22 protein-coding genes, 1 pseudogene and 1 other annotated feature are annotated in these 25,728 nt (G+C 72.2%); of the genes and pseudogenes, 12 read left to right on the top strand and 11 right to left on the bottom strand.

Going from position 1 to position 25,728, the window contains the following annotated elements:
• Positions 1-11 precede the first annotated feature (11 nt).
• A complete protein-coding gene (gene rpmB / locus ACEY2A_RS11085; protein ID WP_374928637.1) occupies positions 12-251 on the top strand; it encodes a 50S ribosomal protein L28 in 240 nt (79 codons plus the stop codon).
• Entirely contained in the window at positions 248-370 is a 123-nt protein-coding gene (locus tag ACEY2A_RS11090) for a ribosomal protein bL36 (RefSeq protein WP_374928638.1), read from the top strand. The genes rpmB and ACEY2A_RS11090 overlap by 4 nt, the downstream gene beginning before the upstream one ends.
• Here ACEY2A_RS11090 and ACEY2A_RS11095 read toward each other — a convergent pair.
• A complete protein-coding gene (locus ACEY2A_RS11095; RefSeq protein WP_374928639.1) occupies positions 330-1,481 on the bottom strand; it encodes a threonine aldolase family protein in 1,152 nt (383 codons plus the stop codon). The two genes, ACEY2A_RS11090 and ACEY2A_RS11095, sit on opposite strands and share 41 nt — an antisense overlap.
• Before the next feature lie 198 nt (positions 1,482-1,679).
• Between ACEY2A_RS11095 and hutU the strand changes: the two genes are divergently transcribed.
• The gene (hutU, locus tag ACEY2A_RS11100; RefSeq protein WP_374928640.1) at positions 1,680-3,419 is read left to right on the top strand and encodes a urocanate hydratase; all 1,740 of its coding nucleotides are present in this window, start codon (positions 1,680-1,682) and stop codon (positions 3,417-3,419) included.
• Between the two features lie 75 nt (positions 3,420-3,494).
• Here hutU and ACEY2A_RS11105 read toward each other — a convergent pair whose 3' ends face one another.
• From ACEY2A_RS11105 to ACEY2A_RS11115, 3 genes are all read right to left on the bottom strand, one after another.
• A complete protein-coding gene (locus tag ACEY2A_RS11105) occupies positions 3,495-4,160 on the bottom strand; it encodes a hypothetical protein (RefSeq protein ID WP_374928641.1) in 666 nt (221 codons plus the stop codon).
• A gap of 86 nt (positions 4,161-4,246) precedes the next feature.
• A complete protein-coding gene (locus ACEY2A_RS11110; protein ID WP_374928642.1) occupies positions 4,247-4,879 on the bottom strand; it encodes an NAD(P)-dependent oxidoreductase in 633 nt (210 codons plus the stop codon).
• 2 nt (positions 4,880-4,881) lie between these two features.
• Complete coding sequence (locus tag ACEY2A_RS11115) at positions 4,882-5,799, bottom strand: EamA family transporter (protein ID WP_374928643.1); 918 nt, start codon at positions 5,797-5,799, stop codon at positions 4,882-4,884.
• An 88-nt stretch (positions 5,800-5,887) separates the two neighbouring features.
• Here ACEY2A_RS11115 and ACEY2A_RS11120 point away from each other — a divergent pair, with 88 nt between their 5' ends.
• From ACEY2A_RS11120 to ACEY2A_RS11135, 4 genes and pseudogenes are all read left to right on the top strand, one after another.
• Positions 5,888-6,415 (top strand): MarR family winged helix-turn-helix transcriptional regulator, encoded by a 528-nt coding sequence (locus ACEY2A_RS11120; protein WP_374928644.1) that lies wholly within the window; start codon positions 5,888-5,890, stop codon positions 6,413-6,415.
• A gap of 114 nt (positions 6,416-6,529) precedes the next feature.
• Positions 6,530-9,502, top strand: a complete 2,973-nt coding sequence (locus ACEY2A_RS11125) for an FAD-binding and (Fe-S)-binding domain-containing protein (protein ID WP_374928645.1) — start codon at positions 6,530-6,532, stop codon at positions 9,500-9,502.
• Positions 9,499-10,485 carry an ornithine cyclodeaminase family protein gene (locus ACEY2A_RS11130; RefSeq protein ID WP_374928646.1) on the top strand — a complete coding sequence of 329 codons (987 nt, stop codon included), beginning with the start codon at positions 9,499-9,501 and terminating at the stop codon, positions 10,483-10,485. The genes ACEY2A_RS11125 and ACEY2A_RS11130 overlap by 4 nt, the downstream gene beginning before the upstream one ends.
• Before the next feature lie 273 nt (positions 10,486-10,758).
• A pseudogene (locus tag ACEY2A_RS11135) lies at positions 10,759-11,490 on the top strand (IS30 family transposase); the annotation flags it as partial.
• Positions 11,491-11,545: 55 nt separating this feature from the next.
• Here the strand turns inward: ACEY2A_RS11135 and ACEY2A_RS11140 are convergent.
• Positions 11,546-12,777 (bottom strand): IS3 family transposase gene (locus ACEY2A_RS11140; RefSeq protein WP_374928272.1). Its coding sequence is split into 2 segments (ribosomal slippage): positions 11,546-12,498 and positions 12,498-12,777, totalling 1,233 coding nucleotides; the frame shifts between segments, so codons are not numbered across the junction.
• Positions 12,397-12,499: a sequence feature (AL1L pseudoknot), on the bottom strand. (Overlaps the previous gene by 103 nt.)
• Positions 12,778-12,842: 65 nt before the next feature.
• Here ACEY2A_RS11140 and ACEY2A_RS11145 point away from each other — a divergent pair.
• Positions 12,843-13,175 (top strand): IS30 family transposase, encoded by a 333-nt coding sequence (locus ACEY2A_RS11145; RefSeq protein ID WP_374928647.1) that lies wholly within the window; start codon positions 12,843-12,845, stop codon positions 13,173-13,175.
• A 124-nt stretch (positions 13,176-13,299) separates the two neighbouring features.
• On the opposite strand, the gene ACEY2A_RS11150 is transcribed toward ACEY2A_RS11145, so the two are convergent.
• From ACEY2A_RS11150 to ACEY2A_RS11170, 5 genes are all read right to left on the bottom strand, one after another.
• Complete coding sequence (locus ACEY2A_RS11150; RefSeq protein WP_374928648.1) at positions 13,300-14,460, bottom strand: NAD(P)/FAD-dependent oxidoreductase; 1,161 nt, start codon at positions 14,458-14,460, stop codon at positions 13,300-13,302.
• A 73-nt stretch (positions 14,461-14,533) separates the two neighbouring features.
• Positions 14,534-16,039, bottom strand: coding sequence for an alanine/glycine:cation symporter family protein (locus ACEY2A_RS11155; protein ID WP_374928649.1), 1,506 nt, complete (start codon positions 16,037-16,039; stop codon positions 14,534-14,536).
• Complete coding sequence (locus tag ACEY2A_RS11160) at positions 16,039-17,184, bottom strand: Glu/Leu/Phe/Val dehydrogenase (protein WP_374928650.1); 1,146 nt, start codon at positions 17,182-17,184, stop codon at positions 16,039-16,041. The genes ACEY2A_RS11155 and ACEY2A_RS11160 overlap by 1 nt, the downstream gene beginning before the upstream one ends.
• Before the next feature lie 38 nt (positions 17,185-17,222).
• Positions 17,223-18,731 carry an aldehyde dehydrogenase family protein gene (locus ACEY2A_RS11165; RefSeq protein ID WP_374928651.1) on the bottom strand — a complete coding sequence of 503 codons (1,509 nt, stop codon included), beginning with the start codon at positions 18,729-18,731 and terminating at the stop codon, positions 17,223-17,225.
• Between the two features lie 66 nt (positions 18,732-18,797).
• A complete protein-coding gene (locus tag ACEY2A_RS11170) occupies positions 18,798-20,177 on the bottom strand; it encodes a 2-oxoadipate dioxygenase/decarboxylase family protein (RefSeq protein WP_374928652.1) in 1,380 nt (459 codons plus the stop codon).
• A gap of 111 nt (positions 20,178-20,288) precedes the next feature.
• On the opposite strand from ACEY2A_RS11170, the gene ACEY2A_RS11175 reads away from it, so the two are divergent.
• Together ACEY2A_RS11175 and ACEY2A_RS11180 are read left to right on the top strand one after the other, a co-directional pair.
• A complete protein-coding gene (locus ACEY2A_RS11175) occupies positions 20,289-21,155 on the top strand; it encodes a LysR family transcriptional regulator (RefSeq protein ID WP_374928653.1) in 867 nt (288 codons plus the stop codon).
• A gap of 109 nt (positions 21,156-21,264) precedes the next feature.
• Positions 21,265-22,290, top strand: a complete 1,026-nt coding sequence (locus ACEY2A_RS11180; RefSeq protein ID WP_374928654.1) for an NAD(P)-binding domain-containing protein — start codon at positions 21,265-21,267, stop codon at positions 22,288-22,290.
• Positions 22,291-22,324: 34 nt separating this feature from the next.
• On the opposite strand, the gene ACEY2A_RS11185 is transcribed toward ACEY2A_RS11180, so the two are convergent.
• Positions 22,325-23,185, bottom strand: a complete 861-nt coding sequence (locus ACEY2A_RS11185) for a DUF1028 domain-containing protein (RefSeq protein ID WP_374928655.1) — start codon at positions 23,183-23,185, stop codon at positions 22,325-22,327.
• A 163-nt stretch (positions 23,186-23,348) separates the two neighbouring features.
• On the opposite strand from ACEY2A_RS11185, the gene ACEY2A_RS11190 reads away from it, so the two are divergent.
• Together ACEY2A_RS11190 and hutI are read left to right on the top strand one after the other, a co-directional pair.
• The gene (locus ACEY2A_RS11190) at positions 23,349-24,464 is read left to right on the top strand and encodes a hypothetical protein (RefSeq protein WP_374928656.1); all 1,116 of its coding nucleotides are present in this window, start codon (positions 23,349-23,351) and stop codon (positions 24,462-24,464) included.
• A gap of 13 nt (positions 24,465-24,477) precedes the next feature.
• Positions 24,478-25,728: an imidazolonepropionase gene (gene hutI / locus ACEY2A_RS11195; RefSeq protein WP_374928657.1), complete on the top strand. Its 1,251-nt coding sequence runs from the start codon at positions 24,478-24,480 to the stop codon at positions 25,726-25,728.

Consider the following 25,728-nt stretch of genomic DNA (forward strand, 5'->3'; position numbering starts at 1 on the left):
ACGGTGCACGCATGAGTGCACGTTGTCAGGTCACGGGGGCCACGGTCTCCTTCGGCCGCTCCATCAGCCATTCCCACCGCCGCACCCCGCGGCGCTGGACCCCGAACGTCCAGCGCCGCCGCTACTGGGTGCCCTCGCTGGGCCGCCACGTGCGGCTCACCGTCAGTGCCCGCGGCATCAGGACCATCGACAAGCGCGGGATCGATGCCGTCGTGGCCGACATGCTCGCCCGGGGTGAGGTGATCCGATGAAGGTGCGTGCCTCCCTGCGGAGCCTCGCCCGCCAGCCCGGTGCGCAGGTCGTGCGCCGCCGCGGGCGCACCTACGTGATCAACCGGCAGAACCCGCGGATGAAGGGTCGGGCCGGCTGACCCCGGCGACCTGGGCGATGAGGTCTGCGGCCTCGTCCAGGTCGAACTCCAGCGTGCTGGCGGCGGCGGTGAGCTCGCACCAGGCCCAGCCGGGCACGTCGGCGGGCTGCCACGCCATGGGCAGTCCGATGCGGTCGCGCTCCACCGCCTCCAGCGCGCGGTCGCTCACCGCATCGGGCTCGCTGGGGGCGTACACGCGGAAGGCGACGGCGTGCGGCTCGGCCGGCACCGTGCGCAGCCCGCGCTCGGCCAGCGCCCGCGCCCAGGCGACGGCGTACTCGTGGCGCGCGGCCATCTGGGGGAGGTGCTCGTCCAGGCCGCGCAGCGCGGAGGCGGCGTACGGCATCAGGGTGAACAGGGTCCCTCCCTGCCGGCGGCGCCACACGCGGGCCTCGCGGCAGAGGTCCTCGGTGCCGGCCAGTGCGGCGCCGGCGAGCCCGGCCAGGCCCTTGTAGAACGAGACGTAGACCGAGTCTGCCAGGCCGGCGATCTCCGCGAGCGGCCGGTTGAACCACGGCTGGCTCTCCCACAGTCGCGCTCCGTCCAGGTGCAGCGCGACGCCGCGCTCCCGGCAGGCGGCGGAGAGGCCCTGCAGCTCGTCCCAGGTGGGCAGCAGGTAGGAGCCGTCGCGCAGCGGGAGCTCGGCCAGCACCGCGCCGAGGCGGCCGGGGATGGCGGCGAGGTCCTCGGCGGTGGCGACCTTCGCGCCGGTGGTGAGGTGCTCCACCTCGAAGCCGTGCAGGCGACGCGGGCCGTCCTCCTCGTGCACCAGCAGGTGGGAGAGGTTGGGCATGGCCACCCGCCGCGTGCCGGCTGCGTCGCAGTGCACGCGCAGCGCGACCTCCTGGGCCATGACGCCGCTGGGGAAGAGCACGGCGTCCTCGGTGCCGAGCAGCTTGGCCACGCGGCGCTCCAGCAGGGTGACCGTGCCGTGCTCCCCGTAGGAGTCCCACCCGGCGCTGCCGGCCTCCAGGGCGCCCGATGCGGTGAGCTCGTCCAGGTGGTCGGCCAGGCTGCGGAGCTCCTCGGCCGGGGAGGGGCGGCCGCCGGTGAGGTGGCGGGTGGCAGCGGCTGCGGCAGTGCGGCGGCGGGCGGCGAGGTCCTCGGTCATGGCGCCGAGCCTACGGCTGGGGCGGGGCGGGGGCCCGCGACCGGGGCCCGTCGGACGGTGTGGCCCGTCCCAGATGTGGGACACCGCGGCGACGCGCTCAGGTGACGTCCCCCGCATCGGCTGTTGCAATGGCGACATCGCACCAGGCCCGGTCACCACACCCGGCCACCCCCCGCCCGACCCACCCAGGAGGACCCCATGGAAGGCGCCCGCCCCGTCCGCGCACCCCGCGGCACCGAGCTCACCTGCAAGAGCTGGCAGACCGAGGCCCCCTTGCGCATGCTCATGAACAACCTCGACCCCGAGGTGGCCGAGCGCCCCGACGACCTGGTGGTCTACGGCGGCACGGGCCGGGCGGCGCGCTCCTGGGAGGCGTTCGACGCCATCGTGGCCAGCCTGAAGGACCTGGAGGACGACGAGACGCTGCTGGTGCAGTCCGGCAAGCCTGTCGGCATCCTGCGCACGCACGAGTGGGCGCCGCGCGTCCTCATCGCGAACTCCAACCTGGTGGGCGACTGGGCCACCTGGGAGCACTTCCGCGAGCTCGAGGCCGAGGGCCTGATGATGTACGGCCAGATGACGGCCGGGTCGTGGATCTACATCGCCACCCAGGGCATCCTGCAGGGCACCTACGAGACCTTCGCCGCCGTAGCTGCCAAGCTCGCCGCCCGCCAGGGCGGCCAGACAGCGGGCGGTGGCACGCTGGCGGGCACCATCACCCTCACCGGTGGGTGCGGTGGCATGGGCGGCGCGCAGCCGTTGGCCGTGACCCTGAACGATGGGGTGTGCCTCGTCGTGGACGTCGACCGCACCCGCCTGGAGCGTCGCGTGGGCAAGCGGTACCTGCACGAGATCGCGGACGACATCGACGATGCGATTGCGCGGGCCAACGCGGCCAAGGAGGAGAAGCGGGGGCTGAGCATCGGCATCGTGGGCAACGCGGCCGAGGTGTTCCCCGAGCTGCTGCGGCGCCACCGGGCCGGCGACCTGCAGGTGGACGTGGTGACCGACCAGACCAGCGCCCACGACCCGCTGAGCTACCTGCCGCTGGGCATCTCGGTGGCCGACTGGCAGGCCGAGGCCGAGCGCGACCCGGCCGAGTTCACCCGCCGTGCGCAGGAGTGCATGGCCGCGCACGTGAAGGCGATGGTGGAGTTCCAGGACGCGGGCGCGGAGGTGTTCGACTACGGCAACTCCATCCGCGACGAGGCCCGCAAGGCCGGGTACGACCGGGCGTTCGAGTTCCCCGGCTTCGTGCCGGCCTACATCCGGCCGCTGTTCTGCGAGGGGCTCGGCCCGTTCCGCTGGGTGGCGCTGTCCGGCGACCCGGAGGACATCAAGGTCACCGACGCCGCGCTGAAGGAGCTGTTCCCGGAGAACGAGCACCTGCACCGCTGGCTGGACGCGGCGGACGAGTTCGTGGAGTTCGAGGGGCTGCCGGCCCGCATCTGCTGGCTGGGCTATGGCGAGCGGCACAAGGCCGGGATGCTGTTCAACGAACTGGTGCGCTCCGGCAAGGTGTCGGCGCCCATCGTCATCGGGCGTGACCACCTGGACTCCGGTTCGGTGGCGAGCCCCTACCGGGAGACCGAGTCGATGAAGGACGGCACCGACGCCGTGGCCGACTGGCCGCTGCTCAACGCGCTGACCTCGGCGAGCTCCGGGGCGGCGTGGACGTCCATCCACCACGGTGGCGGCGTGGGCATCGGGCGGTCGATCCACGCCGGGCAGGTGGGGCTGGCCGACGGCACCGACCTGGCGGCGCAGAAGCTGGAGCGGTTGCTGACCAACGACCCGGGCATGGGTGTGCTGCGGCACGTGGATGCGGGCTACGACCGGGCCATCGAGGTGGCCGACGAGCGTGAGGTGCGCGTGCCGATGATGGACGCCGCCCGTCGCAAGGCCGCCAGCTACACCGATGAGGTGGCCGAGGGCTGATCGCCCCGGCCCCGTGGCACCCGAGATCCGCACCGGTGCGGGTCTCGGGTGTTTGCGTGTGGGGTGTGTGGTCGATCAGGTGGTGGCTGGGCGTAGGAGGTTGGGGCAGCAGCCGGGGTCGGGCCAGTCGGCGAAGTCGACTCCCATGCGGGCGCGCCATGCTTCGGCTTGGTTGTCGCATTCTTGGGTGTCCCAGACGGGGTGGGGGTGGCGACCAACCTCTTCGAGGCGGACGTCGACCCCGGCTGCGGTGAGGGCGTCAGCGACGCGCTGGGTGACGTACTTATACCCCGTTTCACCTGGGTGGTAGAAGTCGCTGCCGTCCCACCCTTGGGGGGTGGGGTCGGTGCAGTAGGACTCGAGTGTCCACACGGCTGGCAGTTTCACGGTCCGGACGTGGTCGTCGTGGAAGGTGTCGGAGTAGGCCGGTGAGGTGCCGGTGATCTCCAGGGCCCACCATGCTCCTGGTTTGGTGGCCTGCATCTTCTCCGAGGGTGGGGGGAGTTCGTGGAAGCGGACGCCGGTTGCTCCCAGGGCCTCGACGGCGTTCTTGAAGGAGTCGTGGACGACGGTGCCGATGATGTCCAGCGGGATGCCGAGTTCGTGGAGCCCGTTGGCGTTCGTCAGATCCCCCTTGAGGGTCCGCCGGTCGGTGGTCTCCAGGTGGCCGTTGCGGTGGATCAACCCGTTGCCCATGTACTTGTCCTGCAGGAAGAAGTGCGGTTCGGTGCGGAGCTCCATCACACGTGGATCCTATGGCTGTCCGTGACGCTCCAGGGCCGCAAGGAGATCCAGCCCGCTCCCGATGGGGCCGGGGGGGGTCGCCGCTACGCCGCCGGCCCCACGCCGCTGAGCTCCCGGCACAGGGTGGAGGCCACGGCCTGGTCCACCACCGCCAGCGCCATGTCCTCCATGGCCAGCTCCGAGACGCCGTCGATGACGGGCAGCTCACCGCCCGTGAGTCGGTAGCCGCCCACGGCCCCGCCCGGCAGGTCCTCCACCGGGGCGAACAGCGCCGCAGGAGCCAGCAGCACCCAGTCACCGGGCTGGTCACGCAGGGCGTCCCACTGGCTCACGCTCGCCAGGGCAATCGGCCGGATCGCCGGCGGCACCCAGCCGGGGTCGTCGAGCGCAAGGACCCCGGTCCCCGGGACCGTCAGGACCGCCGCACCCCCGACCACCACGAGGCGCACGCCCAAGCCGTCGGCAACCCGAGCGGCCGTGCGGGTGAGTACCGGCACCTCCGCCGCCGCCTTCGGATTCACCCGGGTGGCGACCACCAACGCGTCGTGGCCGCGCACGGCATCGGCCAGGGCGTCCGCATCGCGCCCGTCCACCACCTGGTCGATGGCAGGGCCCGCGGTGCGACCCGCCGCAGTGACCTCGTGCCCGCGGCGACGGGCCTCGGCGACGACACGACGCCCCGTGGCGCCGGCCGCTCCCAGAACGATGATGCGCATGGTCAGTTCTCCTTCTGTGCGGGGTGCATTCGGACGGTGTGCCCGGGGGATGGGGTGGCGCTCCCCATCGGCCATCGATGAGGCGGCACCTGCGCCGCGGCGACCGCACCCAGCGCGAGGGCGAAGCCGGCCCACTGCGGTCCGGTCAGGTGCTCCCCGGCCAGCCCCACGCCGATGAGGGCCGCGACAGCCGGGGACAGCAGCGCCAGGAAGGCCACCGCCCCCACGGGCAGGGTGCCGATGCCGCGGAACCACAGGGGATAGGCCAGGGCGGCCCCGGGCAGGGCGAGCCACAGGTAGCCCGCCACCGCTCCCGCATCGAGGGTGGGCAGGGTTCCCTCGACGGCCAGGGCCAGTGGCAGGAGGAACAGTCCACCGGCGGTCAGCTGCCAGCCCGCGAAGGCCAGCGGGGTGGTGGGGTTGCCCCAGCGCTTGGTGAGGACGGAGCCGGTGGCCATGGAGGCCGCGCCGGCGAGGCCGGCGGCGACGCCCACCGCATCGAGGGCGGCGCTGGCGCGCAGCACCATCAGGCCGACCCCGACCACGCCGATCACGCCGCAGATGAGGCGGTGGAGGGTGAGGCGCTCGCCGACCAGCAGGTGGGCCAGCAGGGCGACCAAGAGGGGGGAGACCGCGCCGAGCGTGGCCGCGACCCCGCCGGGCAGGCGGTAGGCGGCCGCGAACAGCAGCGCGAAGAAGGCGCCGATGTTGAGCGTGCCCAGCACGGCGGCGCGCCACCACCAGTCGCCACGGGGGAGGTGGCCGGACAGGGCCACCAGCAGCAGGCCGGCGGGCAGAGCGCGCAGGAGGCCGGCCCACAGCGGGTGCCCCGGGGGCAGGAGTTCCGCCGTCACCCAGTAGGTGGTGCCCCAGGCGACGGGGGCCGATGCGGTGAGGAGGGTGCGTGTCACGGGACTCATCAGAACCTCTCAGAGTTGAAACGTTCAATGCTGAGACGTTAGGGGGGTGTTAGCGTCGTGTCAAACAGTTGAGCGTTGAGAGGTTGAGATGGTGCGTGGCGGCGACCGGGCAGCGGGTGCGGAGCACGATGGGGATGCGGTGGACGCGATCCTGGCCCAGTGGGCGCGGGAGCGGCCCGACCTGGACGCGAGCCCCATGGGCCTCATCGGGCGGGTGAGCCGGCTGGCGGCCGTGCTGGACCAGAGCCTGCGCGAGGTGTTCGCCGAGCACGGCCTGGTGCGGGGGGAGTTCGACCTGCTGGCCACGCTGCTGCGCTCGGGGGCGCCGCACCGGCTGACCGTGGGGGAGCTGCACCGGAACTCGATGGTGACCTCCGGCGCCATCACCCACCGGCTGGACCGGCTCGAGGGCAAGGGGCTGGTGACCCGTGAACAGGCCGCGCACAGCCGGCGGGTGGTGGAGGTGGAGCTCACGGCCGAGGGCAGGCGCGTGGTGGAGGCTGCCCTGGAGGACCACCTCCGCAACGAGCACCGCCTGGTGGAGGGGTTGTCGGCCGCCGAACGCGAGCAGCTGGCCGGGCTGCTGCGGGCGTGGTCCATGGCGCTGGACGCCTGACGCCCGCCCACCCCACCCGGCCGCACGGGCCCCGAACCCACCAGCCATGATGGGTGTCACACGTCACAGGCGGGCCCCGGAAACCGGCGGGCCCACGGCGCACCGGGAGGTCCCTTGGCCACAGTCAGCACCACCTCGCTGGCAGCCCTGCTCACGGGCGCGGGCCTCACCGACGTCCGCGACGACGCCGCCACCCTGGCCACTCGCTCCACCGACGCCTCGCTCTACCGCGTCCCGCCCCAGGTGGTCGTGATGCCGCGCGACGCCGACGAGGTGGCCCGCGCCCTCGAGGTGGCCCGCGCCGAGGGCATCCCGCTCACGGCCCGCGGCGCAGGAACCTCCATTGCCGGCAACGCCATCGGCCCCGGCATCGTCCTGGACTTCTCGCGCCACATGAACCAGGTGCTGGCGCTCGACCCCGAGTCCCGCACCGCCACCGTGCAGCCCGGCGTGGTCCAGGCCCGCCTGCAGGACGCCGCCCGCCCCCACGGCCTCCTCTTCGGCCCGGACCCCTCCACCTCCACCCGCTGCACCATCGGCGGCATGATCGGCAACAACGCGTGCGGCACCAAGAGCCTCGCCTACGGCCGCACCTCCGACAACACCCTCGACATCGCCGGATTCCTCGCTGACGGAACCGATCTCACCGAGTCGGCCGATGTGGTGCGCGACCGCCTGGCCCGCATCGCCGCCACCGACCTGGCAACCATCCGCACCGAGTTCGCCCGCTTCGGCCGCCAGGCCTCCGGGTACGCCCTGGAGCACCTGCTGCCGGAGAACGGCACCGACCTCGCCCGCTTCCTGGTGGGCTCCGAGGGCACTCTCGCCGTGCTCACCCAGGCCACCGTCCGCCTGGTGGAGCGCCCCGCATCGACCCGGCTGGTGGTCCTCGGCTTCGCCACCCAGTACGACGCCGCCGATGCCGTGCCCACCCTGCTGCAGCACGCCCCCACCGCCTGCGAGGGGCTCGACTCCCGCCTGGTGCAGGTGCTCCGCGACCGCCGTGGCCCGCATGCGGTCCCGCCTCTGCCGCGCGGGGATGCGTGGCTCTTCGTCGAGCTCGCGGGCCAGACCCCCGGCGAGGTCGATGCGGCGGCGGCTCACCTCATCGAGGCCATCGATGCGGTGGACGCGCGCGCCGTGCCCGACCCCGCCGAGGCCACCGCGCTGTGGCGCATCCGGTCCGACGGCGCCGGGCTGGCCGGCCGCTCCGCAGCGAACGAGCCCGCCCACGCCGGCTGGGAGGACGCCGCGGTGCCGCCGGACCAGCTGGGCGGCTACCTGCGTCGGTTCGACGACCTGCTCGAGGACCACGGCCTGACCGCCGCGCCGTACGGCCACTTCGGCGAGGGCTGCATGCACGTGCGCCTGGACCTGCCGCTTGAGGCGCCCGACGGCGTGGCCCGCTCCCGCGCCTTCCTGGAGGACGCCGCGCGCCTGGTGGCCGAGTTCGGCGGCTCCATGTCCGGCGAGCACGGCGACGGCCGCGCCCGCAGCGAGCTGCTGCCGTACATGTACTCCCCGGCGGCGCTGCGGCTGTTCCGCGCCGTGAAGCACGAGCTGGACCCCACCGGCCTGCTCAACCCGGGTGTGCTGGTGGACCCCGAGCCGCTGGACGCGAACCTCCGCATCACCGGCGTGCGCCACGACCTGCCACTGCCGGCGTTCATGTACCCCGAGGACGACGGCCGCTTCTCCCGCGCCGTCCACCGCTGCACCGGGGTGGGCAAGTGCGTGGCCGACGGGGTGCTGGACAAGACGCCGACGGTCATGTGCCCCTCCTACCTGGCCACGCGCGAGGACCGGCACTCCACCCGCGGCCGCGCGCGCGTGCTGCAGGAGGTGGTCAACGGCCACAGTGCGCTGGACTTCGACTCGCCCGAGGTGCACGACAGCCTGGACCTGTGCCTCTCGTGCAAGGGCTGCGCCTCGGACTGCCCCACCGGCACCGACATGGCCACGCTCAAGTCCGAGGTGCTGCACCAGACCTACCGCGGCCGGGTGCGCCCGGTGACGCACTACTCGCTGGGGTGGCTGCCGCGCTGGGTGGCGCTCGCCGCGCGCACGCCGGGCCTGGCCAACCGGATGATGCGGCTCGCCCGCCGCGTGCCGGCCCTGTTGCGGGTGGCCGGCATCGACCCCCGCCGCGGCCTGCCCACCTTCGCCCCGCGGACCTTCCTCCGCGATGGGGTGAGCCTCGCCCCGGGTGCCGCGCCCGCGGACCCGCCCGTGGCGGTCCCGCACGGCCGGGGCGCCGGCAGCGGTGGGGGTGCTCCCGCATCGGGCCGCGTGGTGCTCTTCGTCGACACCTTCAGCAACGCCTTCACGCCCGATGCCGCGCGGGCCACGGTGGCGGTGCTGGAGGCGGCCGGGTACTCCGTGGAGCTGCTGCCGCGGCAGACCTGTTGCGGGCTCACGTGGATCACCACCGGGCAGCTCGACGCCGCCCGCCGGATGGTGGACGCCACCGTCCAGCAGCTGCTGCCGTACGTGCAGGCGGGGGTGCCGATCGTGGGCATCGAGCCCTCCTGCACCGGGGTGCTGCGCAAGGACGCCCCCGAGCTGCTGGGCACGCCCGAGGCCGAGCTGGTGGCCGAGCACACCCTCACCCTGGCCGAGCTGCTGGCGCGCACCGACTGGACCCCGCCGGACCTCACCGGGGTGCGCGTGCTGGCCCAGCCGCACTGCCACCACCACGCGGTGATGGGCTGGAGCGCCGACCAGCGGCTGCTCGAGGGTGCCGGGGCGCAGGTGGAGGCGCTGGCCGGCTGCTGCGGGCTGGCGGGGAACTTCGGCGTGGAGCTGGGGCACTACGAGGTGTCCGTGGCCGTCGCCGAGCAGCACCTGCTGCCCGCCCTGCGGCGTGGTGAGCACGACGTGGTGCTCACCGACGGGTTCTCCTGCCGGCTGCAGGCCTCGGACCTGGGCGACGCCCAGGGCATGCACCTCGCGGAGCTGTTGGCCTCGCGCCTCGAGCCGGGCGATGCGGCGGGCGCGGCTCATCCCATCGAGCCGGGCGATACGGCGGGCGCGGCTCACCCCATCGACACGAAGGACACCACCACCCCCGACCGGGAGGACCGATGACCACCGAACTGCTCGTGCTGACCGCCGCCGAGATCGACGGCCTGCTCGACCTCGACGCCGTCCACGCCTCGCAGGTGCGCGCGTTCGAGGGGCTGGGCTCCGGCCGCGCCGAGCTCGCCCCCAAGGTGTCCGTGCCCGGCCGCGAGGGCGCCAGCCTGCTCACGTACACCGCGCGCAGCACCACCGAGGCGCCGGGCGTGGTGAAGGTGATCGGCTTCCAGCCGCAGAACCCCGCCAACGGGCTCGACCCCGTGCAGGGCGTGGTGCTGGTGATGGACCCGGACACCGGCCAGCCCGTGGCGCTGATGGACGGCCCGGCGCTCACCACGCCGCGCACCGCCGCCGGCAGCGCCGTGGCCATGGACCTGTTGGCCCGTCGCGATGCGGCGACGCTCACCATCGTGGGCACCGGCGTGCAGGCCCGCGCGCACGCCCGGGCGCTGGCGCGGGTGCGGCAGCTGGAGGCGATCCACCTCATCGGGCGGCGTGCGGAGGCGGCTGAGGAGCTGGCGCGCGAGCTGGCCGACGAGCTGGGCGTGCCGGTCACGCCGGGCACCGACCTGGCTGCGGTGGTGGGCCAGAGTGACGTCATCGCGCTGTGCACCACCAGTCACACCCCCCTGCTCGATGCGGGGGACGTGCGCCCGGGTGCGCTGGTGATCAGTGTCGGGTCGTTCGCGCCCGACCGGAGCGAGGTGGGCACCGACCTGCTGGGGCGTGCCGGGTTGGTGGTGGTGGACGACGTGGACACCGCATCGGCCCAGGCGGGGTGCGTCATCGACGCGCTGGACCAGGGCGTGGTGGAGCGGTCGGCGCTGGTGCCGCTGGGCAGCATCGCGACCGGCGCGCACCCGGGGCGGGGGAGCGACGAGGACGTGGTGTTCTACAACTCGGTGGGCATTGCCGTGCAGGACGCGTCCATCGCCGAGGAGGTCCTGGACCGCGCCCGCGCCGAGGGTGTCGGCACCACGGTCACCCTCTGACCCGACCCGCCCCACGCCTCCCGCCACGGTGACAGTCCAGACCCGCACCGGTGCGGAGTTCGCGGACCGCTAACGCACGGTGACACCCGAGATGCGCACCGGTGCGGATCTGGTTCGGCAGGCGGGTTTCAACCCCGTACCGGTGCGTAGTTCGACAGGGCGGGTTCGAGGGGTGGTCGCAACACCGTTGGTGTTGAGGAGTTTGGGATGCCTGGTGGTGTGTCGTTCGAGATGGTGCCGGCGCGTGCTGAGTTGTTCTGGAAGGCTCGGGCGATGGGAGTGCCTATCGCGCAGATCGCTGCGGACTTGTCGTGGTCAGAGGCTGGCTTGAGGAAGTATCTGCGGCGTACCGGTGGGATCGGGCCGGATCCGTGGCGGGATCCGGATCGGGTGCTGACTTTGGAGGAGCGGTACCGGATCAAGGAGATGCTCCTGGAGGGGTGCTCGTTGCGGCACATCGGCCGGGTCCTGGACCGTTCGGCCTCGACGATCTCCCGGGAGGTCCGGCGAGGTGGTGCCACCGCGACCAGGCGCTGGCAGTACAGCCCGGCGATGGCGCAGAGGGCGGCGTGGGTGGCCCGGCGCCGCCCGAAGCCGTTGAAGTTGACGGCCAATCCGGTGCTGGCCCAGGCGGTGCAGGACGGGTTGGACGAACGGTTGTCACCCGAGCAGATCGTGGGACGCTTGCGCCGTGAGCACCCTGATGACCCGGCTTGGCACGTGAGTCACGAAACGATCTACAAGACCTTGTACCTGCAGGCCCGGGGCGGGCTGAAGCGGGAGTTGAAGGCCCTGACGCGCACGGGTCGCACGGTGCGCCACCCGCGCCGTAAACCGGACGAGCGACGGGGTCGGGTGGCCGGGATGGTGTCGATCTGGGACCGGCCCGCCGAGGCACTGGACCGGCAGGTCCCGGGCCACTGGGAAGGCGACTTGATCATCGGCAAGGCCGGCGCCTCAGCGATCGGGACACTGGTCGAGCGGCACTCGAACTACCTGATCCTGGTGCACCTGGACCCTGACCTGCCCCGGGTGAAGCGCCCTGGGTTTCGTTCCGAGGTCAGGACGCAACGGGCGCTACGTCGTGGCCACGAGTGTAGGCCGCCTCGACCTCGGTCGGGGTGGCGTAGCCGAGGGCCTCGTGGAGACGCTGCGTGTTCCACCAGTGGACCCACCCCATGGTGGCCAGCTCGACCGCCTCGGTCGACTCCCAGAGCCGCTTGGAGTGGATGAGTTCAGCCTTGTAGAGGCCGTTCACGGTCTCGGCGAGGGCGTTGTCATAGGAGTCGCCCACGGTGCCCACCGAGGCGCTCACCCCGGCTGTGATGAGCGCGTCGGAGTAGGCCAGACTGACGTATTGAGAGCCCCTGTCGCTGTGGTGGATCAAGCCCTTGTGGCCCCGGCTTGCGCCGGTGCTCATCAGCGCGTGCTCCAGGGCCAGCAATGGCAACCCTGCGGTGTGGAGGCTGGACGAGACCGCCCACCCCACGATCTTTCGGGAGTGCACGTCGGTGATGAACGCGACGTAGCAGAACCCGGTCGGGATCCGCACGTAGGTAATGTCAGCGACCCAGAGCTGGTTCGGCCTCTGTGCGGCGAAGCGACGTTCCACGAGGTCGGGGCGGGCATCCGACGCGGCTGCTGGCCGGGTGGTGATCGGCTTACGGCCACGGCGGACGCCTTCGAGCCCAGCGGTTTTCATGAGCCGGGCTGTCTGGTCCCGGCCGATGTCCCAGCCCGCCCGGACCATCGCGTGGTGCATCTTGCGCACCCCGTACACGCTGTAGTTCTGCGCGTGGACCCGCCGGATCTCCTTGAGTAGGAGATCATCTCGCAGCGCCCGCGCGGACGCGGGCCGGGTCTTCGCGGCCCGGTAGCCACGAGAGGTGATGAACCCACACTTTGTCGCGCCGAGGGTGCGGCAGATGGCCTCGACCCCGAACTGGTCGCGGTGCTCGTCGACGAACCTGATCATCTCGTCGTGGGGCGGTCGAGCTCCGCTGCGAAAAAAGCCGAGGCCTTGCGCAAGATCTCGTTCGCCCGTCGCAGCTCGAGGTTCTCCCTGCGCAGCTTGGTGATCTCCTCGGCCTCAGCGGTGCTCAACCCTGGAGCCTCACCCTGGTCGATGCGGTCCTGCTTCCACCAGTTCCGCAGCGTGTGGGGTGAGATCCCGCCGAGAGCTTCGCCGACGGCGGTGCAGGCAACCCAGCCAGAGCACTGCTCGGCACGGACGCGTTCCTCGATGAGCTTCAGGGCACGAGCCTTGAACTCGGGGCTGTACTTCTGGGGCATGATCCGATTCTCCTTGAGGAAGTAGGTCGGAACGAAACCCAGGACGCTTCAGGGTCGAGGCGACCGTGCAGGGTTTGGTCGCCAAGCTCGGTGAGCTGCCCGAGACGTTGAAGCGTTCCTTGACCTGGGACCAGGGCAACGAGATGGCCCATCACCAGCAGGTGACCGACCTGACCGGGGTGCAGGTGTACTTCGCCGACCCGCACGCCCCGTGGCAGCGAGCCAGCAACGAGAACACCAACGGACTGCTGCGGCAGTACTTCCCCAAGGGCACCGACCTGTCAGTCCACTCCCAACTCGACCTGGACATGGTGGCCGACCAGATGAACCGCCGACCCCGCAAACGCTTGGAGTTCGCCACCCCACAAGAGACACTCGCGGAGTACCTGTTGCCATGACCCCTTGAAACCGCCCAGTCGAGACGCGCACCGGTGCGGAGTTCGGGGACCGGTGGTGCACGGTGACGGCCGAGATCCGCACCGGTGCGGTTCTCGGGCGCCGGAGGAGGGGTGGGGGCCGGGGTCAGACGATGTTGAACTCCGGCCGCAGGCCCGCGCCCTCGAAGCGCCGCCCGTGCAGGGCGCTCACGTCCACCGAGGGCGTCTGGCCGAGGTAGAGCTCCGCCATCACCTGACCCACGGCGGGGCCCTGCAGGAACCCGTGCCCGGAGAACCCGGTGGCGTACAGGAACCGCGAGACGCCCTCGGCCTCCCCGATGAGCGCGTTGTGGTCCGGCGTCACCTCGTACAGCCCGGCCCAGCGCGAGGCCATGCCCACCTCATCGAGTACGGGCACGCGGCGCTCGGCCACCTCGATGACCTGCTCCAGCCACTCGTCGGTGTGCTCCAGGGAGAACCCGGGCTGCTCGTCCTGGTTGGACATGCCCACCAGCAGCCCCGGCCCCTCGCGGTGGAAGTACAAGGTGCTGGAGAAGTCGATGGTGAAGGGCACCTGGGCGGGCAGGTCCGGCATCGGCTCGGTCACCAGCAGCTCGCGGCGCACCGGGTCCACCGGCAGGTCCACGCCCACCATCTCCCCGATGCGGCGCGACCAGGCACCGGCGCAGCACACCACCGCGTCGGTGGCGATGGTCCCCAGCGAGGTCACCACCGAGGTGAGGGCGTCGCCCTCGCGCACCACGTCGGTCACCTCGCACTGGCGGATGATGCGCACACCCAGCGCGCGGGCGGCGCGGGCGTACCCCTGCACCACGGACTCCGGCGTGCAGTGCCCCGCCTCCGGCGACCACACACCGGCGATGAGCCCCTCGGTGGAGATCAGCGGGGACAGCTCCTTGGCCTCCTCGACGCTGATGATGCGGCTGGCCAGCCCCATCGAGTTCTGCAGCTCCACGTTCCGCTCGAAGGTGCGCAGGTCCTCCTCGCGCTCCAGCAGGAACAGGTAGCCGCACTCGTCGAGGTCGATGTCCTGGTCGAACAGCTCGGGGAAGCTCCGGAACACCTCCAGGCTGCGCAGCCCCAGCTCGATGTTCACCGCATCGGAGAACTGGGCCCGCACGCCACCGGCGGCCTTGCAGGTGGAGCCCTCGCCGAGCTCACCCCGCTCCAGCAGGACCACGTCCTGCACACCCGCCTTGGCCAGGTGGTAGGCGGTGCTCAGGCCCATGACACCGCCGCCGATGACGACGACCTGGGCGTGGGTGGGGAAGGTCTTGTCCGACATGGTCACTCCTTGGTCGGGGGGAAAGTTCGGTGAAGGGGGGACGGACGCCCCGGCTCGATGCGGGGTGCCCCGGTCAGCTGACCGTGCTCCCCTGGGTGGGCAGACTCCGCTCGGCCTCCGGCACCTCGGGGATCTCGCCGCGGGCGTAGTCGCGGGTGTGGGTGCTGAGCTCGCGGCGGAGCACGCCGGAGAGCAGGTAGAGACCGATGAAGTTGGGCAGGGTCACCAGGAAGAACATGGCGTCGGAGAAGCCGACCACCGTGTCCAGCGAGACGGCGGCACCCACCACGATCATCACGATCCACAGTGCGTCGTAGGCCAGCTCCACGGCCCGGCTGTTGCCGAACAGGTACCCGGCGGACTTCTTGCCGTAGTACGAGTAGCTCAGCAGGGTGGAGAAGGCCAGCAGCAGCACGATGGCGGTCAGCAGCCAGGGGAACAGGCCGTGCACGGTGGCGAACGCCTCGGAGGTGAGCGCCACCCCATCGGCCTCCGATGAGGTGTGCAGGCCGGTCACGACGATGGCCAGCGCCGTCATGGTGCAGATGATCACCGAGTCGATGAAGGGCTCCAGCGAGGCCACCAGGCCCTCCTGGGCGGGGCGGCGGGTGCGCACCGGGGAGTGCGCGATGGCGGCCGAACCCACACCGGCGGCGTTGGAGAACAGTGCGCGCTGCACCCCGATGATGGCCACGCCGACCACGCCGCCCTGCACGCCCTCGCCGGTGAACGCACCCTCGAAGATGGCGGAGACGGCCGTGGGCAGGGAGCCGAGGTTGGCGCCCAGGATCACCAGCACGCAGCTCACGTAGAGGATCGCCATGATGGGCGTCAGGCGGGAGGTCCACCGGGCGATGGAGCGGATGCCGCCGAAGATCACCACCGCGGCCAGCACGGCGAGGGCCAGCCCCACCATCCAGCCGCGACCGGCCAGGGCGCTGTCGTCGCCGCCGGTCAGGTTGGTCAGCTGCACGGCCACCTGGTTGGCCTGGAAGATGTTGCCGGCGCCCAGGGCACCGATCATCATCGCGAAGGCGTAGAACCCGGCGAGGAAGACGCCCAGCGGGCGCATGCCCTTCTCCGCCAGGCCCTGCTCCAGGTAGTACATGGGGCCGCCGGAGACGGTGCCGTCGTCGTTGATGCGCCGGTACTTGGCACCCAGCGTGGCCTCGGCGGCCTTGATGGACATGCCCAGGAAGCCGGCCAGGATGATCCACAGGGTGGCACCGGGACCACCGACGGTGATGGCCACGGCCACACCGGCCACGTTGCCCAGGCCGACGGTGCCGGAGAGCTCGGTGGCCAGGGCCTGGTAGCTGGTGATCTCACCGGGGTCGGTGCGCCGGTTGAACCGCCCCTTGACGATGCCGGGCACCTGCCGCAGGCCGTACAGCATCTGGGGCCCGATGAGGGCGCTCAGCACCACGCCGCCCAGCAGGAGCCAGACGATGAGGAAGGGCATCTCGGCGCTGCCGAGCGGGAAGGTGGCGAACACCAGGCCGGACAGCCACTCCACGAACGGGCCGAACCACGACTCGATCGCTGCGTCGATGCCGGACTTCTCGGTCTGGGTGAGCATCACAGGGCCATCCTCTCGGGGGTGGGTCGCTGGCCGCGCAGCTCCATGGCGCGGCGCACGCGGTCGCGGGCCAGCTGGCCGGCGGCCTCGTGCGAGGTGCCACCGTGCTCGGCAGCGGACTGCAGCACGGTGAGCGTGTTGGTCCGCATCCGTTCGGTGACGGTGGGCACGATCTCGGCGGTCTGCACGCCAAAGGGGGAGTAGCGGTCCCGCATGCCGAACGCAGCGGCGATGATGCCGCCGGCGTTGGCGATGAAGTCGGGCACCACGGTCACGCCGCGCTCGGCCAGCACCTGCTGGGCCGCGGCGTCGGTGGGGAGGTTGGCCCCCTCCACCACGAGGCGGGCGCGCACCTGGCCGGCCACGCCCGCATCGATCACGCCCTGCTGCGCGGCGGGCACGAGCACGCCCGTGTCGAGCGTCAGCTCGGCCCCCGCCGGCAGGCGGGTCCCGGTGGCGTGCTCCACCAGCGCGTCGCCGTGCTCGGCGCGCAGGCGGAGCAGCTCGGTGACGTCCAGGCCGTCGGGCGCGTGGAGCGCGCCCTGGGCGGTGGACACGGCCACGATGCGGTAACCCAGCTCGTCGAGCCGGCGCACCGTGGCGTGCCCCACCGCACCGAAGCCCTGCACCACCACGCGTCGGTCGTCCAGCCCGCAGTGCTCCATGGCGGCGTCCACGGACTCGGCCACGCCGTGCCCGGTGATGCCGAGCGCGTCGTAGGCCACGCCGCCGAGGGCGGCCGGGGTGCCGGTGGCGGCACCCCGGTCACCGAGCTCGTCGCAGAGGATCGCCGCGTCCGCCTCGTTCAACCCCATGTCCAGGCCGAAGACGTACTCGCGCGGCACCTCGTTCGAGAGCATCCGCGCGAACGCCCGCAGCGCCTCCTCCTTGTGGGGGGAGGCCGGGTCGAACCGGATGCCGGCCTTCGCGCCGCCCTGGTACAGGTCGACGGCGGCCCACTTCCAGGTCATCACCCGGGCCAGGGAGGCCACCTCACCCACGGTGAGGTCGGGCCGCATGCGGGTGCCGCCCTTGCCCGGGCCGCGGGACGTGTTGTCGATGACGAGCACGCCCCGCATGCCGCTGCGCTGGTGGTTGACGGTGACGACCTTCTCGGGTCCCCACTCGTCCATGAGGTCGAACACGCGATGCTCCTACCGGTCGTCCGCGGGTGGTGGCGGGATCAGATGAACTCGACGCCCTGGGCCAGGGGGAGCTCGTTCGAGTAGTTGACGGTGTTGGTGGCGCGGCGCATGTACGCGCGCCACGCGTCGGAGCCGGACTCGCGGCCACCACCGGTGTGCTTCTCGCCACCGAAGGCGCCACCGATCTCCGCACCGGAGGTGCCGATGTTCACGTTGGCGATGCCGCAGTCCGAGCCCGCGTCGGAGACGAACCGCTCGGCCTCGCGCACGTCGGTGGTGAAGATGGCCGAGGACAGGCCCTGGTTCACGCCGTTCTGCAGGGCGATCGCCTCATCGAGCTCGCGGTAGGTGAGCACGTAGAGGATGGGGGCGAAGGTCTCGGTGCGGACGATCTCGGTCTGCCCGGGCATCCGCACGATCGCCGGCTGCACGTAGTAGGCCTCCGGGAACTCCTCGGCCTGCACGCGCTCGCCGCCGCAGAGCACCTCGCCACCGTCGGCCTTCGCGGCCTCCAGGGCGGCGGTCATGCCCTCGTAGGCACCGGAGTGCACCAGCGGGCCCACCAGGTTCTCCCCGGTGCTCGGGTCGCCGATGCTGAGGGTGCCGTAGGCGCGCACCAGGCGCTCGGTGAACTCCTCGGCGATGTCCTCGTGCACGATGAGGCGGCGCATCGTGGTGCAGCGCTGCCCCGCGGTGCCCACCGCGGAGAAGGCCACGCCGCGCAGCGCGAGGTCCAGGTCGGCCGAGGGGGCCACGATGGCGGCGTTGTTGCCGCCGAGCTCCAGCACGGTGCGGCCGAAGCGGGCCGCCACGCGCGGGCCGACCTCCGCGCCCATGCGGGTGGAGCCGGTCGCCGAGATCAGGGGGAGGCGCTCGTCATCGGACATCTTCTCGCCCAGCGCACGCTCGCCGATGACCACGTGGTGCAGGCCCTCGGGGGCGCCCACGTCCTTCGCGGCGCGGCCCAGCAGGGCGTCGGTGGCCAGCGCGGACAGGATGGTGGCCTCCGACGGCTTCCACACGATGGTGTTGCCGCAGACCAGGGCCACGGCGGTGTTCCACGCATACGGGGCCACCGGGAAGTTGAAGGCGGTGATGATGCCGCAGGGGCCCAGCGGGTGCCAGGTCTCCATCATGCGGTGACCGGGGCGCTCCGAGGGCATGGTGCGGCCGAACAGCTGGCGGGAGAGGCCCACCGCGAGCTCGCAGATGTCGATCATCTCCTGCACCTCGCCGGCGGCCTCGGACGGGATCTTCCCGGCCTCGGCGGTCACCAGGACGGCGAGGTCGTCCTTGTGCTCGGTGAGGAGCTCACCCCATCGGCGCACGAGGTTGCCGCGGACCGGGGCGGGGGTGTCGCGCCAGGTGCTGAACGCCTCGGTGGCGGTGGTCACCGCGGTCTCGTACTCGGCGTCGGTGGTGGCGCGCAGGCCCATCAGCTGCTCGCCGGTGATGGGGGTGCGGGCGTGCAGGTCGCTGCCCTCGGGCACGGTCACGCCGCACGCCTCGAGCGCTGCGCGGACCTGGTCGTGGATGGGGTGGGTCATTCCGGTTCCCTCCTGGGACATCGGGTGCTTGGTTGCGTGCTGGGTTGTCTGGATCAGTGTCGGGGCTCAGGGCCGCACGGCCACGCCGGTGGCGCGCTCGACGGCATCGAGGGAGTCCTGCTGCTCCGCGGCGTACAGGGCGTAGGGGTCGTGGATGCGCACGCCGCAGATCTCCGCGAGGCGTGCCATGTCGAAGTCGACGCCCGCCTGGGCCTCGTCCTTGCTGCCTGCCGAGGTGAGGTTGGACTGGAAGATGCCCGCGGCCGAGCGCGGCAGGAAGTCCTCGTAGACCACCGGGGTGGCCACCAGGTGGCCGGAGGCCACGAGCTCGGGGGCGCGCTTGCCCTCGGGGATCTCGGTGGTGCCCGGGGCCAGCTCGTAGGTGAAGTAGGCCAGCTCGGCCTCGGCAAGGCCCAGCTCGTCGGCGGGCAGGTGCTCGGCCCAGACCGTGCGCGCCACGGTGGGACGCTCACCCCCATCGCGCTGGAGGATCTCGTCGATCTCGGCGAGCATCGAGTCGTAGATCTCGCGGCCCTTCTCGGTGAGGGCGATGCCGCGCTGCTCCACCTCGCCGAAGCGCACCCGCAGCGTGCCCTCGCCCACGGAGCCGTCGGCCTGGCGGAAGGCGCGCTTCTCGTCCAGGGCGCGGAAGGAGGTCTGGCGCAGCAGCACGTCCGGGCCCTCCCAGGACGGCGGGCCCTGGATCTCGTCGATCATCTCGATGCCGCGGGCCTCCATGCGGCGGTACAGCTCCTCGATGTCGAGGACGCGCGGCGTGAGGTGGTTGATGTGGGTGGTGGGCACGCCACCGATGTCGGCGGCCACCGAGGAGACCTCCTCCAGGCGGCGGTACCACGCGGCGTCCACCGGCTCGTCGGAGAGCTCGAAGACGGCGGTGGCGCGGGCCACCAGCTCGTCGGCCTCGGCCTGCGGCAGGCCCTTCTCGCGCGCGGCGCGGTCGGCCAGCTCCAGCAGCTCGTCGTCGAACAGGCGACGGGAGGCCAGGAACTCGGCGAGGTCGCGGCGCAGGTCGGCGTCGAAGAAGCGGGGGTCCTCGGCCACCAGCATCGAGGTGAAGACGCGGAAGGGGTTGCGGGCCAGCTCGTCGCGGTCGATGGGGCGGAAGGCGGTGGAGACCACGGGCACCGCGGAGGCGGAGTCGCGCAGGTCGTAGAAGCCCACCGGCTCCATGCCGAACGCGGCGAAGACGCGGGCCACGTGGCCGAGCTCCTCGGGGGTGCCCACCCGGATGGCGCCGTGGCGCTCGGCGGTGACGCGCTCGATGGAGCCCAGGCGCTCGGCGGCGTCGCCCAGCTGCTCCAGGTGGTCGCGGTTCACGGACTCGGAGACCTCGACGAGCGTCGTGTAGGCCGGCACCTCCTGTCCGTACATGCGGGACATGTGGGCAGCGAAGGCTGCTCGGAGCTCGTGCTGTGCCACGGACACGGTGGTGCCTCCTGGATCGCGGATGTCTTGGGGCCACCGTGATGTGCGTCATATCATCAGCACAAGCGACAAGAACTGCATGTGATTGGTGAGCAGACCTGAGGAGTCATCGTGTCCTGGACCCTGACGCAGCTGCAGACCTTCTGCGCGGTGGCCGACGCCGGCAGCATGTACGCCGCCTCGGTGGAGCGGGGGTACACCCCGGGGGCCGTCTCGCAGCAGATGGCCGCACTGTCCCGGAGTGTGGGGGCCGAGCTCTTCATCCGTGACGGGCGTGGGGTGGTGCTGTCCGATGCGGGGCACGGTTTCCTCCCGTACGCCCGTCGGCTGCTGCGGGAGGACGCGGCCGCGCGCAGGGCGCTCACCGAGCTGCACTCCGGGCGGGCGACGGTGCGGGTGGGCATCTTCGAGACGGCGGGATCGGTGGCCTGCCGGCCGGCCCTGCGCCGGGCCGCGGCGGCGGACCCGCCGGTGGACCTCGTCTTCGAGGAGGTGGACGTGGAGCAGGGGGTCGATGCGGTGCGCAACGGGGTGGTGGACGTGGCGCTGTCCGTGCACTACGAGCTGGTGCCGGTGCAGCTGCCGCCCGGGGTGGTCGCGGTGGAGCTGCTCACCGAGCCCTTCGTGGAGGCCCGGTCGGCGGAGCCCGGTGGGGCCACCACCTGGATCGCGCCCCCCACCAGCGAGTCCTTCGGGCTCGCGGTGCAGGCCGCCCTGCGGCGGGCGGGGGAGGACCAGGACGTGGCGCACGTGGTGACCGACACAGCGCTGATGGTGGCGCTGGTGGAGGCCGGGGTGGGGCGTGCCCTGGTGAACCCGCTGATGCTGCGCGTGCACCCCCGGGAGCTCGACGTGCGGGCGGCGCCCCGGGCGGGGAGCCGCTCGATCGTGGCACTCACCACCGAGGCGCAGGCGCGGCGGGCGAGTGTCCGGACGGTGGTGCAGGCCCTGCAGGAGGTCTTCGGCGAGATCCATTGACACCCACCCTCCCGCGTGTCACGGTGTGCGAAACAGGAAGATGTTCTGCCACGAGCGCCATCTTCGGGAGATCTTCCAGCCAGAGGAGTGCGCGGGAATGAATCATCTTGTGAGCACGCAGGAGTACGGCGAGTACACCGTCTCCACCTACCGCTTCACCGACCAGCACACGCTGACGGTGGCGCACGAGACCCGCGCCAGCCGGGAGCTGCCGGGCAACGGCGGCACGCGGTGGCTGCAGTACGGCTCCACCGAGCAGGCCGAGGCCGAGGTCCTGGTGCTGGCGCAGTGCATGACCCGCAAGCACGCGATGTACGACACCGGTTTCGTGGGCACCAAGCTCGTGATCGACGGTCCGCTGGACCTCGCGGACCGCAGCCTGGTGCACGAGGCCATCGCTGACGTCCTGCGTCGCCACGACGGCGCGTTGTACACCGGGTGCGACCTGAACACCACCAGTGCGGACATGCGCGAGGTGGCAGCGCGCCACAACTGCGTGCTGGACTCCCTGGGCAACCCGGCGGTGGACACCTCCACCTCCACCGGCAGCGGGGTCTTCGCCGCCATGATGACCACCCTGGAGCCGGGCGCCCGGCCGCGCGTGGCTGTCCACGGGCTGGGCAAGGTCGGAGGTCAGGTGGCCCGCCTGGCCCGCAACGCCGGCTTCGAGGTGTCCGGCTTCGACGTGCGCCGCGAGGCCGTGGAGGCCCTCGGGGTGCAGTACGTGCACGAGGAGCAGCTCTTCACCGCCGGCTTCGACGTGATCGTGCTCTGCTCGCTGTCCGGGGTGGTCACCGAGGAGATCGCGCACCGGGTGCAGGCGGACTGGATCGTGGCCTCTGCCAACTCGCCCTTCCGCACGCCGGAGGCGCAGCGCGTGGTGGAGGACCGAGGCGTGCACTATCTGCCGGACTACCTCGCCAACTCCGGGGCGGTGCTGTGTGACGCCCTGGAGTGGCGCGACCCGGACTTCTACGCCGGGCTCGACCAGGCCACCATCGACCGGTACGTGATGCGCACCATCCAGTCGCGGGCGCTGGACGTGCTGGCCGAGGCCGGCCTCCGCGGGGTCACCTCGGAGACCGTCGCCTCGCGCGTCTGGAGCGAGAACATCCGCCCGGTCGTCCCCGCCTGAGCTCACCCGCCGGAGTGGCTGCCGCCCCCGGCCGTCACCCCTGCGGGGGCCCCGCCTGCAGGTGATCCAGCACGCGGGGGTCGATCCCCTCGCGGGTCATGCGCATCTCCAGGTTCTCCACGGCCGCCCACTGCTCCAGGGCGTCGTGGAGGCCGTCGAGGTCGCTGCTGGGCACCGGGAAGCCCCACCGTGCCAGCCCGACCGCCACCTCATCGAACCGGGCCTCGGCGGCGGCGTCCCCGGACAGCGGCAGCACCTCGGCGGGCACCCCGGTGACCAGCTCGTCCACCTCCACCAGCCGCGCCAGCTCGGACGGCGCCTGCGGGTGGTCGTCCACCCGCAGGTCGGCCACCACCCCGTAGGCGTCGTACCCGCCGCCGGCGCGCACCACGTACAGCGCCGCGCCCTGCCGGCCGCGGGAGTCACCCCCCGCGGCGTCACCGGCCAGCAGCACCTGCACCAGTCGCCGGGCCAGCGGCAGGTCCGCGTGCGCGTGCCAGGCGGCTTCCATGTCGGCCACCACCTGCTCACCGGCCAGGATGTTGCCCTGGATGGCGTAGCCCGAGTCCGCGTCGCCTCCGGAGCGCCCACCGCACCACGGAATGCAGTCCGCCCCCGTGAACGTGGCCTGGCCCGCGGCGGAGACCACGCCCAGCTGCCGGTGGGAGGAGGCGGGGTCCGATGCGGTGGCGCGCGCCACCGCATCGGCGGGAGACGTGCCCTCGGCCACCAGGTCGAGCAGCTCGTCCCGGTAGGCCACCCGTGCCATCGCCTGCGTGGCCGCGGCGCCCACCCCCACCCGTGCGGCGGGCACCAGGGCCCCCACGGCGGGGAACTTGCTCGCCACCGCCACGCCGAAGCTGTCACCGGACCGGGCCACCACGGAGAAGGTCATGCCCACAGTGTGGCTGCTCACAGTCCCGGGGGCACGGCGTGCGTCGGCCGGGCAGCAGGGCGAGGGTGGGAGGTCACCGGTGCGCGACCGGCGTACCCGGTGCCGGATCCGCACCCTCAGTCCCCACCTCACCCCTCGCCCCTGTTCCCTCCGAGGAGGTCCCGTGTCCCACCCCGACGCCTCCGAGCTCACCGTCCTCGTCATCGCAGATCCCGGTATGGCCACCCGCCGCGCGCAGGCGGTCCGCGAGAAGCTCGAGCGATCCCTCGAGCGCATCTACCAGCAACCGGTCTCCGTGCAGGTGGAGTCGCAGCTCCTGCTGGTGGACCAGGCCAACGCGCTGGACATCGAGACCGCCCAGCGGATCGCCTCCCGCCACGAGGGGCTCGATGCGGTCATGCTCCTGACGGAGATGCCCCGTTACGTGGACAACCGGCCGCTCGTGGCCGGTCTGTTCCCGGAGCAGCAGGTGGGTGTGGTCTCCCTGCCCACCCTCGGGGTGTGGATGAGCGCGGACCGGGTCCTGCGTGTGATGGCCAGCTCCATCGTCCGTCTCGTCGAGGTGCCCGGTGGCGAGTCCCGCGCCGTGCGCTACCCCCGCAACCTCAGCGGGGCCCGGTGGAGTCGTCGGGAGAACGGGGGCTACTCGTTGAGCTCCACCGCTTGGGCCGGGCCGCTGCGCATGGTGCTGGGCATGGTGGTGAGCAACGAGCCGTGGCGCACCGCGCCCCAGCTGTCCACCGCCTTCGCTGCCGCGATGGCCACCGGTGCCTTCGGCATCTTCTACAGCTCCATCTGGCAGATGTCCGACGCGCTGAGCGCCTACCGGCTGATCTTCACCGCGGTGGTCGCCGTCACCACCATGGTGCTGTGGCTGGTGGTCCGGAACCGGCTCTGGGACCCCCCGGAGGCCGACCGCTCCCCGGGCCTGACCTTCCTGTACAACCTCTCCACGGGGGTGACGCTCACCCTGTGCGTCATGGCCCTGTACGGCCTGTTGGCGCTCCTCATCCTGGTGGCCTCCCTCATCGTGATCGCCCCGGAGTTCATGAGCGACGTGCTGGGCTACCCCGCGGGCTTCCCGAACTACCTCAAGATCGCGTGGTTCTCCGCGGCCATGGGAGTGGTCGCCGGCGCCCTGGGCACCTCCTTCGACGACGAGACCGAGCTGCGGAGCCTCACCCACGGCCAGCGGCAGCGACAGCGCTTCCACTCCGCGGACCACGTGGAGCACGGCGGGGCGCCACCCGAGGAGGATCCCGGGCCGCGAGGCGCCTGAGAGACTCGCCGGCATGGGCATGCTGATCACCGACATCGCTGAACTCGTCACCAACGACCCCAGCCACCCCGACAGCCTCGATGCGGTGGGCGGCGCCACGGGTGCCGACGCGCTGCACGCCGGGCTGGGCCTCATCCGTGACGCGGCGATGGTGGTGGGCTCCGCGGCGCCGGACGAGCCGAGCACCATCCAGTGGATCGGGCGGGCCGCGGACGCGCCCGAGGCCGACTGGGCCGTCTCGGTGGAGGGCAGCGCGGTGATCCCCGGTTTCGTGGACTCCCACTCCCACCTGTGGTTCGCGGGGGACCGGTCGGCGGAGTTCGCGGCGCGCATGGCGGGGCAGGCGTACGACGGCGGTGGGATCGCCACCACCATCGAGGCCACGCGGGCGGCGCGCCCGGTGGACGTCGCGGGGTTGGTGCGCACCCGCATCGCCGAGATGCGTGCCCAGGGCACGACGACGGTGGAGGTGAAGACCGGTTACGGGCTCGACGTGGCGAGCGAGGCCGAGGCCGCGCGCCGGCTGCGGGAGGTGACCGATGAGGTGACCTACCTGGGTGCGCACGTGGTGCCGCCGGAGTTCCGTGACGGGCCGGCGGGCTCTCGGGCGGACTACGTGGACCTGGTGTGTGGGGAGATGCTCGATGCGGTGGCGCCCCACGCGCGGTGGGTGGACGTGTTCTGCGAGCCGCACAGCCCGTACGCCTTCACGGGGGAGGAGTCGCGTCGGGTGCTGGAGGCGGGCGCTGCGGCGGGGCTCGGTGTGCGGGTGCACGGCAACCAGCTGGGGGAGGGCCCGGGTGCGCAGCTGGCCGTGGAGCTGGGGGCGGCGTCGGTGGACCACTGCACGTACCTGTCGGATGCGGACGTGGAGGCGCTCGCCGGGTCGTGGGCCGACGGGGCGAGCGGCACCGTGGCGGGGCTGCTGCCGGGGGTGGAGTTCTCCACCAAGCACCCGTACATCGACGCGCGGCGACTGATCGATGCGGGGGCGCGCGTCGCGCTGGCGAGCGACTGCAACCCGGGCACGTGCAACTCGTCCTCGATGCCGTTCATGATCGCGATGGCGGTGCGGGAGATGGGCATGACCCCGGCGGAGGCGCTGCAGGCGGCCACGGTGGGTGGTGCGCTGTCGCTGCGGCGTGAGGACGTGGGGACGCTGCGGGTGGGGGCGCGGGCGGACCTGGCGCGGGTGGATGCGCCGGGCTGGTTGCACATTCCCTACCGGCCGGGTGTGCCGGTGGTGCGGGCGCTGGAGGTGTGA

Origin of the sequence: Kytococcus sedentarius, assembly GCF_041937525.1 — a bacterium.
GTDB classification, from domain to species: Bacteria; Actinomycetota; Actinomycetes; order Actinomycetales; family Dermatophilaceae; genus Kytococcus; species Kytococcus sedentarius_A.

Coding starts and splice junctions, on each gene's coding strand:
- hutU (WP_374928640.1), top strand. CDS start 1,680: ATGGAAGGCGCCCGCCCCGTCCGCGCACCCCGCGGCACCGAGCTCACC.
- ACEY2A_RS11165 (WP_374928651.1), bottom strand. CDS start 18,731: ATGACCCACCCCATCCACGACCAGGTCCGCGCAGCGCTCGAGGCGTGC.
- ACEY2A_RS11105 (WP_374928641.1), bottom strand. CDS start 4,160: ATGGAGCTCCGCACCGAACCGCACTTCTTCCTGCAGGACAAGTACATG.
- ACEY2A_RS11130 (WP_374928646.1), top strand. CDS start 9,499: ATGACCACCGAACTGCTCGTGCTGACCGCCGCCGAGATCGACGGCCTG.
- ACEY2A_RS11115 (WP_374928643.1), bottom strand. CDS start 5,799: ATGAGTCCCGTGACACGCACCCTCCTCACCGCATCGGCCCCCGTCGCC.
- ACEY2A_RS11095 (WP_374928639.1), bottom strand. CDS start 1,481: ATGACCGAGGACCTCGCCGCCCGCCGCCGCACTGCCGCAGCCGCTGCC.
- ACEY2A_RS11185 (WP_374928655.1), bottom strand. CDS start 23,185: ATGACCTTCTCCGTGGTGGCCCGGTCCGGTGACAGCTTCGGCGTGGCG.
- ACEY2A_RS11120 (WP_374928644.1), top strand. CDS start 5,888: ATGGTGCGTGGCGGCGACCGGGCAGCGGGTGCGGAGCACGATGGGGAT.
- ACEY2A_RS11090 (WP_374928638.1), top strand. CDS start 248: ATGAAGGTGCGTGCCTCCCTGCGGAGCCTCGCCCGCCAGCCCGGTGCG.
- hutI (WP_374928657.1), top strand. CDS start 24,478: ATGGGCATGCTGATCACCGACATCGCTGAACTCGTCACCAACGACCCC.
- ACEY2A_RS11110 (WP_374928642.1), bottom strand. CDS start 4,879: ATGCGCATCATCGTTCTGGGAGCGGCCGGCGCCACGGGGCGTCGTGTC.
- ACEY2A_RS11150 (WP_374928648.1), bottom strand. CDS start 14,460: ATGTCGGACAAGACCTTCCCCACCCACGCCCAGGTCGTCGTCATCGGC.
- ACEY2A_RS11155 (WP_374928649.1), bottom strand. CDS start 16,039: ATGCTCACCCAGACCGAGAAGTCCGGCATCGACGCAGCGATCGAGTCG.
- rpmB (WP_374928637.1), top strand. CDS start 12: ATGAGTGCACGTTGTCAGGTCACGGGGGCCACGGTCTCCTTCGGCCGC.